This is a genomic window from Fulvimarina endophytica, from assembly GCF_003403015.1.
Lineage (GTDB): Bacteria > Pseudomonadota > Alphaproteobacteria > Rhizobiales > Rhizobiaceae > Fulvimarina > Fulvimarina endophytica.
Window position 1 is genome coordinate 7501 of sequence record NZ_QURL01000011.1, and the last position, 16153, is coordinate 23653.

Annotated in this window: 14 protein-coding genes (1 of these 14 cut by a window edge); 6 read left to right on the forward strand and 8 right to left on the reverse strand. The window is 67.1% G+C overall.

The annotated features are described in order from the left end of the window. Positions 1 to 404 carry the 5' portion of a ribonuclease D gene (locus tag DYI37_RS18475; RefSeq protein ID WP_116684758.1) on the reverse strand. 220 nt of this gene lie to the left of the window's left edge, so 404 of the gene's 624 nt are visible here — the first part of the coding sequence; it begins with the start codon at positions 402 to 404; its stop codon lies off the left edge, out of view. Between the two features lie 363 nt (positions 405 to 767). On the opposite strand from DYI37_RS18475, the gene DYI37_RS18480 reads away from it, so the two are divergent. Next, entirely contained in the window at positions 768 to 2054 is a 1287-nt protein-coding gene (locus tag DYI37_RS18480) for an alpha/beta hydrolase family protein (RefSeq protein WP_116684759.1), read from the forward strand. Beyond that, the gene (locus DYI37_RS18485) at positions 2051 to 2638 is read left to right on the forward strand and encodes a protein-S-isoprenylcysteine O-methyltransferase (RefSeq protein WP_116684760.1); all 588 of its coding nucleotides are present in this window, start codon (positions 2051 to 2053) and stop codon (positions 2636 to 2638) included. Before DYI37_RS18480 ends, DYI37_RS18485 begins: the two co-directional genes overlap by 4 nt. Positions 2639 to 2669: 31 nt before the next feature. On the opposite strand, the gene DYI37_RS18490 is transcribed toward DYI37_RS18485, so the two are convergent. The 7 genes from DYI37_RS18490 to DYI37_RS18520 all read right to left on the reverse strand — a co-directional run bounded on the left by DYI37_RS18490 (position 2670) and on the right by DYI37_RS18520 (position 10924). Then, a complete protein-coding gene (locus DYI37_RS18490; RefSeq protein ID WP_116684761.1) occupies positions 2670 to 4166 on the reverse strand; it encodes an alkaline phosphatase D family protein in 1497 nt (498 codons plus the stop codon). A 167-nt stretch (positions 4167 to 4333) separates the two neighbouring features. After that, entirely contained in the window at positions 4334 to 5017 is a 684-nt protein-coding gene (locus DYI37_RS18495) for a cell wall hydrolase (RefSeq protein WP_116684762.1), read from the reverse strand. Positions 5018 to 5198: 181 nt separating this feature from the next. Further along, positions 5199 to 6152 (reverse strand): calcium/sodium antiporter, encoded by a 954-nt coding sequence (locus tag DYI37_RS18500; protein WP_245414001.1) that lies wholly within the window; start codon positions 6150 to 6152, stop codon positions 5199 to 5201. A 306-nt stretch (positions 6153 to 6458) separates the two neighbouring features. Beyond that, positions 6459 to 7238, reverse strand: coding sequence for a succinate dehydrogenase iron-sulfur subunit (locus DYI37_RS18505; protein WP_116684763.1), 780 nt, complete (start codon positions 7236 to 7238; stop codon positions 6459 to 6461). Positions 7239 to 7344: 106 nt separating this feature from the next. Continuing rightward, a complete protein-coding gene (egtD, locus tag DYI37_RS18510; protein WP_245414002.1) occupies positions 7345 to 8304 on the reverse strand; it encodes an L-histidine N(alpha)-methyltransferase in 960 nt (319 codons plus the stop codon). After that, a complete protein-coding gene (gene egtB, locus DYI37_RS18515; RefSeq protein ID WP_116684805.1) occupies positions 8301 to 9587 on the reverse strand; it encodes an ergothioneine biosynthesis protein EgtB in 1287 nt (428 codons plus the stop codon). Before egtB ends, egtD begins: the two co-directional genes overlap by 4 nt. 194 nt (positions 9588 to 9781) lie before the next feature. Next, a complete protein-coding gene (locus DYI37_RS18520; protein ID WP_158555219.1) occupies positions 9782 to 10924 on the reverse strand; it encodes an App1 family protein phosphatidate phosphatase in 1143 nt (380 codons plus the stop codon). Positions 10925 to 11094: 170 nt separating this feature from the next. Here DYI37_RS18520 and DYI37_RS18525 point away from each other — a divergent pair, with 170 nt between their 5' ends. The 4 genes from DYI37_RS18525 to DYI37_RS18540 all read left to right on the forward strand — a co-directional run bounded on the left by DYI37_RS18525 (position 11095) and on the right by DYI37_RS18540 (position 16105). Next, positions 11095 to 13047 carry a M23 family metallopeptidase gene (locus tag DYI37_RS18525; RefSeq protein WP_116684765.1) on the forward strand — a complete coding sequence of 651 codons (1953 nt, stop codon included), beginning with the start codon at positions 11095 to 11097 and terminating at the stop codon, positions 13045 to 13047. Between the two features lie 157 nt (positions 13048 to 13204). Beyond that, complete coding sequence (locus DYI37_RS18530; protein WP_116684766.1) at positions 13205 to 13486, forward strand: acyl carrier protein; 282 nt, start codon at positions 13205 to 13207, stop codon at positions 13484 to 13486. 80 nt (positions 13487 to 13566) lie between these two features. Further along, the gene (locus DYI37_RS18535; RefSeq protein WP_116684767.1) at positions 13567 to 14760 is read left to right on the forward strand and encodes a beta-ketoacyl-ACP synthase; all 1194 of its coding nucleotides are present in this window, start codon (positions 13567 to 13569) and stop codon (positions 14758 to 14760) included. 64 nt (positions 14761 to 14824) lie between these two features. Continuing rightward, a complete protein-coding gene (locus DYI37_RS18540) occupies positions 14825 to 16105 on the forward strand; it encodes a beta-ketoacyl-ACP synthase (protein ID WP_116684768.1) in 1281 nt (426 codons plus the stop codon). Positions 16106 to 16153: the final 48 nt, after the last annotated feature.

Consider the following 16153-nt stretch of genomic DNA (forward strand, 5'->3'; position numbering starts at 1 on the left):
GAGGACTGCTGCTGCTTCGACAGGTCGATGCCGACGAGCTCGCGCGCGAGATCCTTCAGCCCGTGCCGGTCCGTATAGGTGCGGGTGAGACGGGAGGCGATCTTGGTGCAGAAGATGCCGTCCGTCATCGCGCCGAAGGCATGGTAGAGCGCGGCGACGTCGAAGCGGGCATAGTGGAAGATCTTGGTTCGGGAGGCGTCCTTCAGGAGCGCGGCGATGTTCGGCGCCTCGCGCTGCCCCTTGGCGATCTGCACCACGTCCGCCGTTCCGTCGCCCGGCGAGAGCTGGACCACGCAGAGCCGGTCGCGACGCGTGTCGAGCCCGAGGGTCTCGGTGTCGATGGCCACCGGGCCGGTATAGCGGTCGAGATCGGGAAGGTCGCCCTTGTGGACACGGATGGTCATTGCGCTGGTCTCTCCTGGCTTGGCGTCTTGTGTCTGGCGTCTTGCGGCATGATGCGTGTTGCGGGGACGGGCACCAAGGCGGATCGTGCGGCGCGGTCCTCGCGCCACCCGTTGCGGGCTTTCCCCACCGAGGGGCTCCGTGACCGGATGCCGTCTTTCGAACCCTCGCTGTAGCCGGTTTGCCTGCGGGCCACAAACCGGCACTTGCGAGGGCACGGGGTGAGTCTTCCCTCGTCGCTGCGGGCAACACGGATGCGTTTTCGACTTTTTATGGAGCGCGAAACGCGCTAGCCCCGTTGCGATGCCATCGGACAGGCCGGCATCGAAAGACGACTGTTCAAGGATCCGGGAGACGGAGGCTCGATGGGCAAGACTGGCGGTGATGGACCGGAGGCGCGGATCGCCAGGCGGCTGGTCTGCCTCGTTCCGGGCTACGAGCCCATGGAGCCGGACGCCCATATCGCGCGCTTTCGCAGGGCGGCGGAGCGCTCGGCTTCCGTCTTCGGCGCCCAGGTCGCCTTCACCGCCGGCCCCGACGCCTCGCTCGGCGAGGCTGCGATGCAGCCGGACGGCCCGTTCCACCGTCTCGGCGCAGCGCTCACCCCAAAGGACGGGGCGGAGGCGACGCACAGCCGGATCGTCCTCTTCGCCTGGGACGATCTCATCGCCGCCTATGCCGGGCGCCCGCTCGCCAAGCGGATCGCGACGGGCTTTTCCGCGCTTTTCGCCTTCCTCTTCAACGGAACGTTCCTCAGCTATTGCCGGACCTCCTGGCGCTATGGCGCCTTCTTCCTGTTTCCCCTTCTCCTGACGCTCGCGATCCTCGCCCTCGCAAGTTTCGTCGCGCTCACCCTCGGCACGATCTTTCCCGGCCCCACCACCTGGCTCGTCGGAGCGCTGATCGCCGGGGTCGTCGCCTCGATCCTCTTCCATCTCGCCGATAAGCGCTGGCATCTGATGGTCGCCCTCGACGACTGGAGCCTTGCCCGCGATCTCTGCGAGCGCTCGAACCCCGCCATCGAAGCGCGTATCGCCGCCTTCTCGAAAGCCTTCAGCGCGGAGGCGGCGCGCGGCGATGTGGACGAGATCGTCGTCGCGGCCCATTCACTCGGGGCGAGCCTTGCCGTTCCGGCGCTCGCGGCGGCGTTCGAAGACGGGTTCGCGCCACGCACCCCTTTGCATGTCCTCACCGTCGGCTCGAGCCTCATGAAGACGGCGCTTCATCCGGCCGCCGGCTGGCAGCGCGAGGCGGTGCGCCGGATTCTCGTCGACCATGCCGTTGCCTGGACCGACTGCCAGGCGCTGAGCGATCCGATCAACTTCTACAAGTCCGATCCGGCCCGATCCCTCGGCATCGCCGCCGATCCGGGTCCGGTGGTGGTCAAGCTGCGCCTGAAGCACATGGTCTCGGCCGACACCTATCGGCGCATCAAGCGCGACTTCTTCCGGCTGCACCGCCAGTTCGTACTCGCCGTCGAGCGCCGCTGCCCCTATTCGTTTCACATGCTGCTTCTGGGTCCCGCGCCCCTCGAAGCGTTCCGCACCCTTAAAAGCGTCGACCGCCCGCCCCTCTGCGCCCCCGGCACGGATCCGCAGGCGGGTCGCGAGGACGCATCCGGCCGGGCAGCCAAAGGGAGGATCGCCCGATGAGCGCGTCCGGTCTTGGAATTCTCGTCTGGGTCGCCATGGTCGTCGGCTGGTACGTGATCCGCTATCCCTTCGAGCGCCGGGCCAAGCGCGGCAAGGTCGCGATCACGCGGCGCGGGGGACCCGAGACCCTGCGCATGCTCGTCTCCTTCAGCGGGCTCGGTCTTGTTCCCGGCCTCTACGCCGCGACCGGCTTTCCGGCCTTCGCCGACTATTCGCCCCTCACGATCCAGATCGCCCTCGGCATCGGGCTCGCGATCCTCGCCCTCGTTCTCTTCCGGCTGACCCACAAGGCGCTCGGCAAGATGTGGTCGGTGTCGCTGGATCTGCGCGAGGAGCATAAATTGGTGACGAGCGGCATCTATCGGCGAGTGCGCCATCCCATGTATTCGGCCTTCTGGACCATGGCGCTCGCCCAGGCCTTCCTCATGCCGAACTGGATCGCCGGCCTTGCCGGGCTCGTCGGCTTCGGCACCCTCTTCTTCCTGAGGGTCGGACCGGAAGAGGCGATGATGCGCTCGGCCTTCGGCGAGGACTACGACCGGTATTGCGAGCGCACGGCGCGGATCCTTCCCGGCATCTACTGACCGGTCCGGCGCCTTTCTCCCACGAATGGGCTCAAGCCAGCGACAGCCGGTCGGTGCGTCCCTGATCCTCGAGATCCCAGACCGCCGACCAGTCGCTCCCGTCGCGCGCGAGGATCATGTAGTTGCGCTCCTCCACGTAGATCGTATGGGCCGAAGGCATGCGGTGCATGCGGATCTTGCGTCCGGGCAGCGGGCTTTCGCCGAGCCGGGCAAGGAGGGTGAGAACGAGCGCATAGGCCTTCGGCGGCGCCCGGTGGGAGATGCCGGAGGAGACCAGCTGGTGGACGAGGCTGCGATCCTTCAGCTTCATCTCGCCGCGGGTGGCGAGATGAATCTCGCCTGACAGGAGGGTGACCCGGTTCGGCCGGTTCTCCTGGGTCTCGGCGATCGTCGTCAGCATCCGCTTCCACTCGTCGCGGTGGGTTCGGCTCTGCCACTGGTCGCGCAGGTCGTCCTCGTAGTCGCGCGCCTTCGGCACGTGGTCGGCGACGAATTCGAGCCAGGACAGGCGCGGGCCCATCACCGGAACGCTCGACATCACGAGGATGCGCGTCTCGGGCGGCGCGCCGCGCATGGCCGCCTCGAACCCCGCCCATCCCTTGGGTCCCATCACGCGGGTCGGGCGCCGCTCGCTGCGCATGTCGGGAACGACGAGGCGCAGACCCGGAAAATCGAGCGTATAGCCGAGGCTCTCACCGGACGGGTCGTGGAAGTTGGCGGGCAGATCCGTTCCGCCGACGCCGAGCTGGAAGAGGAGGAACATCTCGCGCGCCGCCTCGAACAGGCCCCGGCCGATCGGGCCGTCGAGAACCGGTTCGGCATGGCTGCCCCATCCGTCGAAGATATCGTGATCGTCCCACATCATCGCCGCCGGCACCTCGGCCGAGAGGGCGGCCATCGCGGGGCGCGTATAGGTGATCGCATAGCGCTCGAAATAGAAGCGGCGCACGGCCTCCCGCGCCTCGGCGGAGAGCGGCAGCGTCCCGCGATCCTCTTCGGGCGCCTCTTCCCAGGCGGAAATGTCCGGATGGCAGTCGAGGACGTCGTCGGCATAGAGCTGGTCGCCGCCCTCGCAGATCAGCGCGAAGGGATCGCGCGTGTGCTCCTCGGCGAGCCGCATCCACATGACGTCGCGTTCCTCGAGCGGGCGGTCGAGGTCTCCGTCCTCCTGGCCGTTGCACGAGACATAGGCGATGCGCAGATCCGCGGTCCCGCACGGGGCGATGCGATAGGTCCGCCCCTCGATCCTATAGGAGATAGCGGCCTCGACCGGGGCTTTTATCCGGTAGCGCCAGACCTTGGAGGCGAAGAGGGAGGCGAGGCATTCGGCCTCGACGGGGCCTTCCGTATCGCCCCCCGCGCCCGCATCGCTAAGCGTGAGATCGGGTGCCGGCCGGTCGGCCGGGCGCACGAGGACGATGTCGACGAGGTGGACGCCGCCGGAAGCGCCGCGCGAGATCAGGATCGGGCCGACGGAGTGCCCCGCCCCGGGGGCTGCGCCCGTCTTCGTCGTCGCTTCGCTGGTCATCGTCGGTCAGCCTCGCCTTCAGTCCCGTCCCGGGCGCGCGGCACGGGAGATCGCTTGTCTGGAGGCATGATCTAAGACGGCGAGGCGCAATCGCAACGCGGCGTTTCGCACCCGGACCCGAAGGACGGAGACCGAGGCCGGTTTTGGGGGCGCCGGCGCGGGACGGCTTATCGGCCGGAGGTCGCCGGTGCGCCGAAAAGGGCCATGAAGGGATTGGTCGCCGGCTTCTTGTCCGGATCGTCGAGGGCCATGGCGCTCGCGCGCCCGCCCGTCTGTGCCTCGGGCTGCGTCAGTTCGGCGAAATCGAAGCTCGGCCGTCCCGCCTTCACATCGGCCTGGGTCGCGAGCTTGGCATGGCGGCGCAGGGTCTTGCCGATCTTCTCGTAGAAGGAATTGCCGCCCGCGATCGCCACGTAATGCATGTTCGGATAGCTGAAATTGTGCCCGGCGGTGTGGAAGAAGCGGGCATTGCGCACGCCCTCGTGCCGCTCGCCGCGCAGGATGCGTGCCGCGCTCGCCATCGCCAGCTCCTTGCCCGCCCCCATCTCGCGGGTCATGACGCCTGGGGCGAACTGGCGGTTCTGGGCGACGACGGAACAGACGTCGTCGGGAAAGGACGGGCTCTCGACCCGGTTCATGACCACGGTTCCGACCGCCATCATGCCTTCTTCCGACGAGCGGTTGCTCTCGAAATACATGGCGCGCGCGAGGCAGGTCTGCTCCTTGAGGTCGACGGAGCCGAGAACCTCCTCGACGACGGGCTTGCCGGAGCCGACGCAGCCGGAGATCGTGACAACTGCGGCCAGAGGAAGGACGGCGCGCGCGAGGGTGGAGAGCGGGATCGTTTTCATGGCCGAACCGATCGGGTCGGAATCGGGCAGTTTCGCGTCACATTGAGGCAAGGGCGTTTCTCGGCCTGCAACTGTTGCCGGTTTGCGACGCCCGCCGCCGGCTTCGGGCAAGCCGGGGCGAGAGGGCAAAGCCCCCCAATCGATGCCCGAAGAGGCCGATCCGTCTCCCGACGACCGGGGCTCAGATCCCCGCCTGGGCGACGAGATAGCCGCCATAGGCGAGAAGCATCGCCGCCCCGGTCTTGCGGCCGATCACCCCTCGCGTGAAGAGATAGACCGCGCTGGCTGCTGCGACCGCGATCATGACCGGGCCGTCGACGAAGGCGAAGCGCTCGTCGACGGGGATCGGCATGATGATGGCGGTGATCCCCAGAATGCAGAGAATGTTGAAGATGCAGGAGCCGAAGACGTTGCCGAGCACGAGTTCGGATTCGTTCTTGCGCGCGGCCACGATCGCTGTCGCAAGTTCCGGCAGCGAGGTTCCGATCGCGACGATGGTGAGGCCCACCACGGCTTCGGAGATGCCGAGATCGCGAGCGATGCCGGTCGCTCCGTCCACCATGAAACGAGCGCTGAAGACGAGCATGGCGACACCTGCGACCACCGCCACGCCTGCGAGAAGCGGCGACATCGACGCCGTTTCGACGGCCTCGTCCCCCTGCGCCGAGGCCCGCGCCCGCCGCGTCTCCAGAACATAGCAGACGGCCACATAGACCAGCAGAGCGCCGAACAGCAGGAAGCCGGCGATCCGGTCGATCGTCCCCGTCAGGAAGAGGAGCACGATGACGATCGAGGCGGCCAGCGTCACCGCCGCGTCGCGCCGGATCGCCGGATCGCGATTGGGCAGCGGGGCGATGAGTGCCACGAGACCGATGATGAGGAGGACATTGGCGATGTTGGAGCCGACCACATTGCCGATCGAGATCGCCGGCGAGCCGGCAAGGGCCGCCTGGATCGAGACGAGGAGTTCGGGCGCGCTGGTTCCGAAGCCGAGAATGACGAGACCGACGATGAGCTTGGAGAGGCCGAGCCTGGCTGCAAGATCGGTGCTGCCCCGCACGAGCCCCTCGCCGCCTGCGACGAGCAGCGCCAGCCCGGATGCGAGAAGGAGGAGGTCCCAGGCCAGATGCGTCACGTCTCGTCCCTTCGGTCGTCTCGTTGGCGGGTTCGTGGTCGCGCGGCGAGGGAGCGAAATCCGTCCCTCAAACGCGGCGCCGTGCCGAAGATGGGATCGGCCCCGCGCAGTGGAAGAGCTTCGCCGGCTGACAATCGCGTCAGAATCGGCTTGAACGGACGGGGATGCGAACGAAAAACGGGCACCCGGCCTGACCCGGATGCCCGTTATAGATGTGTCTCGGCTAAGATGCGGCCCATCTGGGACGACTCAACTCCTTGAAGGGTGAGGTCCGAACCGGACCCGGCCCGCCGGCGCCGCCCCGTGTCAGACCCGGCGCTCGACCATCATCTTCTTGATCTCAGCGATCGCCTTGGCCGGATTGAGCCCCTTCGGGCAGGCCTGGGTGCAGTTCATGATGGTGTGGCAGCGATAGAGCTTGAACGGGTCCTCGAGCGCGTCGAGACGCTCGCCGGTCGCCTCGTCGCGGCTGTCGATCAGCCAGCGATAGGCCTGGAGCAGCACGGCCGGGCCGAGATAGCGCTCGCCGTTCCACCAGTAGGACGGGCAGGAGGTCTGGCAGCAGAAGCACAGGATGCACTCGTAGAGACCGTCGAGCTTCTCGCGGTCCGCATGGCTCTGGCGCCATTCCTTCTGGGGCTCGGGCGATTCGGTCTTGAGCCAGGGCTCGATCGAGCGCAGCTGGGCATAGGGAACCGTGAGATCGGGCACGAGATCCTTGACCACCGGCATGTGCGGCAGCGGATAGATCGCGATGGCCCCGTCGATCTCGTCCATGCCCTTGGTGCAGGCGAGCGTGTTGCCGCCGTCGATATTCATCGCGCAGGAGCCGCAGATGCCCTCGCGGCAGGAGCGGCGCAGGGTCAGGGTCGAATCGACCTTGTTCTTGATCCACAACAGCGCGTCGAGCACCATCGGACCGCAATCGTCGACATCCACGTAGAAGGTGTCGAGACGGGGATTTTCGTCGTCGTCCGGAGACCAGCGATAGACCTTGAACTCTCGAAGATTGTTCGCGCCCTTCGGCCGATCCCAGGTCTTGCCTTCGTTGATCGTCGAATTTTTCGGGAGGGCGAGTTCGACCATGGTCGTTCATTCCGGCTTGTTCGTAATGGTTCCAACATAGCGAGTGCGGCGCAAAACGAAAGAGGCGAATCCGCGCGCCCGCCGACATGCGGGCGCGATCATCACGTCAATGGGCGCGCAGGGCAAGGACGCCGAAGAGCTCCTCGGCATCGCTCCAGATCGCCTCGAGCGTCCATCCGGCCGCGCGCGCCGTTTGCGCGAAGGCGCCGAGATCGTATTTGCGCGAACTCTCCGTATGGATCGTCTCGCCGGCCGCAAAGGAGAACGTCTCGTCGCCGACCGCGACCCGGGTCTCCGCCGTGCAGAGAATATGCATCTCGACGGCCGCCGCCTCCTCGTTCCACCGGGCCTCGTGCTCGAAGGCGCGAAGATCGAAGGTGCCGCCGAGTTCCCGGTTGATCCGGGTCAGGATGTTGAGGTTGAAGGCGGCCGTGACCCCTTGCGCGTCGTCATAGGCGGCAAGAAGCCGCGAGACGTCCTTCTTGCGATCAAGGCCGAGGACGAACCCTCCGCCCTCGCCTACATGGCCGCGAACCCTTCGCAGAAAGGCCTGCGCCTGCGTCGGGCCGAGATTGCCGAGGGTCGAGCCGGGGAAGAAAGCCCCGCGACCCTCGCTCGCAAGATCCTCGGGCAGGTCGAAATCCGTCGTGAAATCGCCGGTGACGGGGCGCACGAGGAGGCCGGGAAACGTCTCGCGCAGCCGGTCTGCGGACTGTTCGAGAAAATCGCCCGCGATATCCATCGGCACGTAGCAGGCCGGGTCGTCGAGCGCGCCAAGGACGATCTCGGTCTTCAGCCCCGAGCCCGCCCCGTATTCGATCAGAACCGCCTTCTCGCCGAAGAAGGCGCCGATCTCGCCGGCATGATCTGAGAGGATGCGCGTCTCGGTCCGGGTCGGATAATATTCGGGCAGACCGGTGATGCGCTCGAAGAGCTGTGAGCCGAAATCGTCGTAGAGCCATCGGCTCGGCAGGGTCTTCTGCGGCTTCGACAGGCCTTCGAGAACGTCGGCGCGGAAGGCCTCGCGCTGGCCGAGGCCGTCCGCCATCGCATCCACGGCGGTCATCCGTCCTCGGCGAGACGCAGGCCGGTGAACTGCCAGCGCGCCTCGGGCGGGAAGAAATTGCGATAGGTGCGGCGGATATGGCCGGGCGGGGTCGCGCAGGAGCCGCCGCGCAGCACGAACTGGCCGCACATGAACTTGCCGTTATATTCGCCGACCGCGCCGGGCGCGGCCTTGAACCCCGGATAGGGCAGGAAGGCGCTGCGCGTCCATTCCCAGCAGTCGCCGAACATCTGACGAAGGCCCGTGCCTTCCTCGCGCCCGCCCGCGGGCTTCGGACGCAGCCGCCCGGTATCGGCGAAATTGCCCTCCATCGGAACGCCCGCCGCCGCATTCTCCCATTCGGCCTCGGAGGGCAGGCGCTTGCCGGCCCATGCGGCGAAGGCGTCAGCCTCGAAATAGCTGAGATGGGTGACGGGCGCCGAACGGTCGACCGGCTGGAAGCCGCGCAGGGTCATCGTCCAGTAGTCGCCGCCGCGCTTCTCCCAGTAGAAGGGCATGGACCAGCCGTTCTCCTTGACGTCGGCCCAGCCGGCCGAGAGCCAGAGCAGCGGGTCGCGATAGCCGCCATCCTCGATGAACGCGATCCATTCGCCATTGGTCACGAGCCGGTCGCTCAGCCGGTAGGGCTCGATCAGAGTACGATGGCGCGGGCCCTCGCAGTCGAAGGCGAAGCCCTCGCCGTCATGGCCGATCTCCACGATGCCGCCCTCGAAGGAGACGAAATTCGCAGGTTCCGGCTCGCCGCCCTCGACCGCCACCGGGCCGGGATCCTTGAAGGCCGGCTTCAGCGGGTTCTGCGAGAACAGATGCAGGATATCGGTGAGGAGAAGCTCCTGGTGCTGCTGTTCGTGCTGGCAGCCGAGCCCGACGAGCTCGGCGACCTCCGCGTCCGGCCCCTCGCTGAGAAGCCGGTCCATGGCCTCGTCCACATGGGCGCGATAGGCGAAGACCTCCTCCAGCGAGGGCCGGGTGACCATGCCACGCCGGGCCCGCGGCTGGCGCTCGCCGACCGTCTCGTAATAGGAGTTGAAGAGGAAGTTGTAGCTCTCGTCGAAAACGCGGTAGCCCGGCACGCGCTCCTTCAGGATCATCGTCTCGAAGAACCAGGTGGTGTGGGCGAGATGCCATTTGGCCGGGCTTGCATCGGGCATGGACTGCACCGTCGCGTCCGCGTCCGAAAGGTGGGAGCCGAGGGCCCGCGAGGCCTCCCGGACCGCCCGGTAGCGTTCGGCCAGATCGCTGGATCGGGCATCGAGGGCGAGGAAATCGGATCGAGCGCTCATGGGGGTTCCCGTCATCTGTCTGATCGGATCGGTCTCGGCGGTGCGGCAGGTTCGAGATCCGCACCAGGACTCAATGGATCAGGCAGGACTTGGTTCGCGGAAGGCCGAGAACAACCCGGCCGAGTGCGTGGCCGGCTGCGAAGTGACGTCGCAGGCGAACCCTTCGAACGCCTCGCCCGGCCACGCTCCCCGCCTCACTCCGGCGCCTCGCCCCGGCGCTCGCGCTCGGCGACGTCGGCGCGCACCTCGGCGACCTCGGCTTCGGTGATCAGGCCCGCATCGCCTGCCGCCCGGGCCGCCTCGTAGAGGGTCGGCGCGAGGGTGACGGGAATGTTCAGCGCCCGAAGCTCGTCGATGCCGTTGGTGATGTGGCTCTTCAGGATCCCCTTGGTCACGTCGCGGATATGCACCTGCAGCACCCGGCCCGGATGGGCGGCGGCGATATCGGCATAGATGCGTCCGTCGTCCTGGCCGGAATCGCCGATGAGCAGGAAGTTCAGATGGGGATAGGCGCGGAAGATGCGCTCGATCTGCTTGGTCTTGTGCCCGTCATGGCCGCCGGTCAGCCATTTCGTGGCGTCGAGGCCGAAATCCTTCAGGAAGAGCGGCCCGCGCGGAATGTCGTGGATGACGAGGAAGCGCTCGAACAGGTCGTAGAGGTTCCACGGGCTGGAGGAGACGTAGAAGACCGGATTGGTCATCGCCCCGTCGGCGCCCCGCGCCAGCGCCCGGTAGAAGTGCGAGACGCCGGGAAAGGCCGTGCGCGTCTCGGCGGAATTGGCGACCACGGTGCGCCAGTGCTTGACGAGGTTGAACGCGCCGGTCTCCACGATCGTGTCGTCGATATCGGAGATCACCCCGTATTCGGCGCGGCTCGAGACGACGCGGATCGGCAGCTCGGCGCCGATCGGCGCTTGCGCACGCTCGTAGCCCGGCGCCTTGCCCAGTTCGATGCGCGCGAAATCGACGGGTTTGTCGAGGCTTTCGGGATCGATGTCGATGAGAAGGTCGAAATAGCCTTCGATGTCGGTCCGCGTTTCTCCCTTTTTGTCGCCGATCTCCCAGAAGATCCTCGCATCGGCGATCTCGTCGGTCTCGTAGCGCTTGAAGGTCAGCTTGATGTTCTCGAAGAGCGAACGCGTCGGCGGCGCGCTGATCGCCCCGTTGTCCTCGATCACGCGGCCGCGGATCCACACCCCCTCCGCCCCCGCCATGCCGGCGAAGGGAAGAAGAATGGGGGTTCCCAGCATGTCGAGCTTGCGCTTGATCCTGAACCGGACGCGGTCCCACCGCTTCTCGGTCCAGTAGAGGGCTTTTCTGACGGTTCTTGCGGCCATCGGGCCAACATAGGCCTTGCGGCGCAAGCGCCAATCGCGGAACGCGCAGCCGGGTGGAGAAACCCTGCGCGAGCCCGGTTCCATGCACAGTCTTCGCTCGCCTTCCTTCTTGCTTTTGCCCTTTTTTTGCCCGACACCCCGAAGCACATGAACCAAGGGGACGAGACGGTTTGGCGCACAGGACGCTGGCTTTCGGCGACGAACCGCCGCTTCTGGTGGATCGGCGGCGCAAGCCTGACCGACGACAGGTATCGCTGCGCTGGCTCGCCGGCACGCTCCTGACGGGCGTGACCTCGAGCGCCCTGATGGGCATCGCCCTGTCGGCGGCCCTCGAAAACGGTCCCGGCGTCTCGGCACCGGTCCATCTCGCAAGCTTCGGTCCGGCGCCCGCCATCGCGCCCGACATCGCCGAGCGTGGCGGGCGCGTCTTCGCCACCGCCGTGCCTCTCGCCAGTTCCCATCAGGTCGTGGAACTCTCCACCCTCGTGCGCGAGGGCGACCGGGAGGTGGTCTCCACCCGTCCCTTCGCGCTCGTCAACATGCTGCTCGCAGCGCGCCATCCCAAGACCGAGGACTATCCGGCCTTCGATCCGATCGCGGTCCTCGCCGATACCGACGGGCCCTCCGAGGCCGCCGTGGAGGACCGGTTGTCCCTCGCCTCCACCGAGATCTACGGCGAGCGGATCGAATCCGATATCCGGCTCGAACTCTCCGATTTCCCCTTCGACGAAGCCGGCTACGAGGATGCGCCGGCGATCACGTCCGAGGAATCGGAGCGTCTGGTGCGCCAGACCCTGCCGTCCCTCCACGACACGCCGGTCCAGGTCGCCTCCCTGTCGCGGGTCGATCCGTTCCGCTTCGGCCTGAGCCAGGGCGACGAGGACTACGAGCCCGGCTCGGCCTTCCGCATCATCCAGGAGAACGTCTCCTTCGAGCAGTCGGAATGGTCCACCGACTGGCCGCGCTTCTACGAGGAGATCCTGCCGCTGCGCGAGGCCCAGACGGTCGGCGACGCGCTGGCAGGCCTCTCCGAGCGCGGCATCGAGAGCGAAGAGGCCGGCGAGGCGCTGGCGGGTCTTTTGAAGAACGGCGAGCTGAAGAGCGGCGACGCCCTGCGCCTCGGCATCGAGACGGCCGGCGAGACGCGCCAGGTCGTGCGCTTGTCGGCCTATCGCGGCAAGCGGCATCTCGGCACGGTGGCGCAGACCCGGGACGGCATGTTCGACCGGGCGGAAGCCCCGGAAATGGCCGATTCCGTCGCCGCGATCTTCGACGAGCGGGCGAACGAGGCGCCCATGCGCTCGGACATGCCGACGGTCTATGACGGCCTCTTCCAGGCCGGTCTCGCCTACGGGTTCGACCAGGCGACCTGCAAGGAGCTGATCCGCACCCTCGCGAGCGAGGTGGACCTCCAGTCGAGGCTGTCGCCCACCGATGCCCTGACGGTGTTCTACACCATGGACGAGAACGCCGAGGAAGGCGCGGGCACGAACCAGTCGGACATCCTCTCGGTCTCCCTGAAGATCGGCGACCTGCAGAAGACGCTCTACCGCTTCAAGCCGAAAAACGCCGAACACGCCTCCTATTTCGACGCCGACGGCCGCAGCGCCCGCCAGTTCCTGATCCGCAAGCCGATCACCGCGGGCCGCTTCACCTCCTCCTTCTCCACCGGGCGCAGGCATCCGGTGCTCGGCTATGTGCGGCCCCACTGGGGCGTCGACTGGGCGGCGCCCCGCGGCACCGCCATCGTCGCCTCGGCCGACGGCGTCGTGGAGGAAGCCGGCTGGAAGTCGGGCTATGGGCGGCACATCAAGATCAAGCATGCCAACGGCTACGTGACCTCCTATTCGCACCAGTCGGGCTTCGCCAAGGGGATCAGTCCCGGCGCGCGGGTCAAGCAGGGCCAGGTCATCGGCTATGTGGGCTCGACGGGCCTGTCGACCGGCAACCATCTCCATTACGAGATCGAGGTGAACGGCAAGAAGGTCGACCCGATGCGCATCAAGGTCGGCGCCGACACGGTTCTGTCGGGCGACGACCTCTCGACCTTCGCCATGGAACGCGAGCGCATCGACACGCTCATCAAGGAGCGCTTCGAGGCGCCCCGGATCGCCTCGAAATAGGGTTGACGGACCGTAAACGTCATCAAACGGTCACAGGCTTGGAACAACCGAAGGGCTCCGACCCCGGTCGAGGCCTAGGATCGCTTTCAAAGCGCGTATCGATTTCCTATAGCTTCGCTCGAATTTCGAAGGTCCAATCCAAAAAAGCGAGACTTCAGTGTCGTCCACATTCGACAAAGTCGCCGACATCATCGCCGAAACGAGCGAGATCGAGCGCGAAACGATCACGCCCGAAAGCCATGTCATCAACGATCTGGGAATCGACTCCCTCGATTTCCTCGACATCGTCTTCGCCATCGACAAGGAGTTCGGGATCAAGATCCCGCTCGAGAAGTGGACCCAGGAGGTCAATGACGGCGATGTGGAGACGGAGGAATACTTCATCATGAAGAACCTCTGCGCCAAGATCGACGAGCTGCGGGCCGCCAAGGCCGCCTGACCCGTCCCATCGCATCCGCTTTCCGGCCGCCCGGCCGGGAGCCTGTCCCCGTTCCCAGCATCAATCCGGCAAGTCAGCGCATGTCCCAAACTCCCCGCGACGTACTCGTGACCGGCATCGGGCTCGTCTCCTCGCTGGGAGAGGGTCTCGACGTCCATCTCGCACGCTTCGGCGAGACCGAGCCGAAGCCCTCGATCGAGCGCGAGGACTATGCGCCCTATTCGGTGCACACCCTGCCCGAGATCGACTGGTCGAAGCAGATCGCCAAGCGCGGCGACCTGCGCCAGATGGAGCTGTGGCAGCGCCTCGGCACCTATGCGGCCGGCCTCGCGCTGGAGGATGCGGGCATTCCCTTCGACGAGGACGCGCGCTCCACGATCGACATGGTGGTGGCCGCCGGCGGCGGCGAGCGCGATCCGGCGGTGGACGCCCTCGTGATGGAGCGCGCCCGCCGGTCGAACGCGCCCGAGACGGTCATCAACGAGACGCTGTCGACGGAGCTGCGCCCGACGCTGTTCCTCGCCCAGCTCTCCAACCTCCTCGCCGGCAACATCTCCATCGTCCAGAAGGTGACCGGGTCCTCGCGCACCTTCATGGGCGAGGAAGCGGCCGGCATGTCGGCCTTCTATTCCACCCGCAGCCGCATCGCGAGCGGCCAGAGCGAGATCGCCCTCGTCGGCTCCTCCTTCTCGGCCGAGCGGCGCGACCTCCTGCTCAACTTCGATCTCGCCGAACTTCTCCTCAAGGAGGAGTGGTCGCCGGTCCTGTCGCGCAAACCGGGCGCGGACGGCATCGCCATCGGCAGCGTCGGCGCCTTCCTGGTGCTGGAATCGCCCGAGCACGCGCAAAAGCGCGGCGCGAAGGTCTATGCCAAGCTCCTCTCGGCGAAGGCCGATCGCGGCAGGCGCGAGCCGCAGGCCTTCGCCGACCGCTTCCGCTCGCTTCTTCCCGAGGGCATGGACGGCGAGGATCTTCTCGTCCTGTCGGGCGCGAGCGGTCTTGCCGATCACGCGAAGATCGAGACCGAGGCGCTCGACGCCGCCTATCCGAAGGCCGCCCGCATCGCCTACGGCTCGCTGATGGGCCACTCCTTCGAGGCGCATATGCCGGCCGGCGTCGCGCTCGCGGCGGGACTTCTCGCCTCCGGCCGCACGGCTCGCCCAAGCGATCCGGCGAACGAGCGCGCACAGGCGCAGCCTGCCCGTCGCGCCCTCGTCACCGCGATCGGCCATCTCCATGCCGAGGGCGTCTGCGCCCTCGAAGCGGTGTCGTGACGGCGCTCCCCAAGGCGAGCCGTCCGGCCATGCAGGTGAATCGCAAGAGAAAGACCCCTCGACCATGACCACACCCATGCGCGATCATCTCGGACGTTCCATCATCGCCGTCACCGGCCTCGGCGTGGTCTCCGCGCTCGGGCGCGGCGTCGAGGAGAACTGGGCCAAGCTCACTTCGGGCGTTTCGGGCATTCACCGGATCGAGCGCTTCGATACCGAGGGCCTGCGCACGACGATCTGCGGCTCGGTCGACTTCATGACCGACCGCGAGACGAGCGCGGTCGATCTCTCCTATGCCATGGCCGAGGCGGCGGGCTCGGAAGCGGTCACCATGGCCGGCTTCTCGGACACCGATTTCGGCGGCCCGCTCTTCCTCGCCGCCCCGCCGGTGGAGATGGAATGGCGCTCGCGCCTCGCCCTCGACGCCATGGACGGTGCGGAGCGCGAGGAGGCCGGCTACGAGCGGCTGCTCGAGATCGCCCGCAAGCATCCCGATCGCTCGATCTATCACACCACCCAGTGCAGCCGCGTCTCGGAAATGCTGGCCGACAGGCTCGGCACGCGCGGCCTGCCGATCACCCTGTCGACGGCCTGCGCGTCCGGCGCGAGCGCGATCCAGCTCGGCGTCGAGGCGATCCGGCGCGGCGAGACGACGCGCGCCGTCTGCATCGGCACCGACGGCTCGATCAGCCAGGAATCCCTGATCCGCTTCTCGCTGCTTTCGGCGCTTTCCACCGCCAACGAGGACCCAACGAAGGCCTCCAAGCCTTTCTCCAAGGATCGCGACGGTTTCGTGATGGCGGAAGGCGCGGGCGCGCTCGTTCTGGAATCCCTCGAGAGCGCGCTCGCGCGCGGCGTGACGGTTCACGGCCTCATCCTCGGCTGCGGCGAGCGGGCCGACGACTTCCACCGCACCCGCTCCAAGCCCGACGGATCGCCGATCATCGCGACGATCCGGGCGGGAATCGAGGATGCGGGCCTGACGCCGCAGGATATCGGCTACATCAACGCCCACGGCACCTCGACGCCCGAGAACGACCGGATGGAGGCCACGGGCCTTGCCGCCGTCTTCGGCGATGCGCTGGCGACGACGCCGATCTCCTCCAACAAGTCGATGATCGGCCATACGCTGACGGCGGCCGGCGCCATCGAGGCGGTGTTCTCGATCCTCTCCTTGCGCGAAGGCATCCTGCCGCCGACCATCAATTACGACGTCCCGGACCCCAAGATCGAGCTCGACGTCGTCCCGAACGAGGCCCGCAAGGCCGATATCCGCGCGGTGCTGTCGAACTCCTTCGGCTTCGGCGGCCAGAACGCCTGCCTCGTCTTCGGCCGCGCGACCTGATACAGCCCGGCCATCGCGGCCGGGCATTCGGCGGAGCCTGACGGGCTC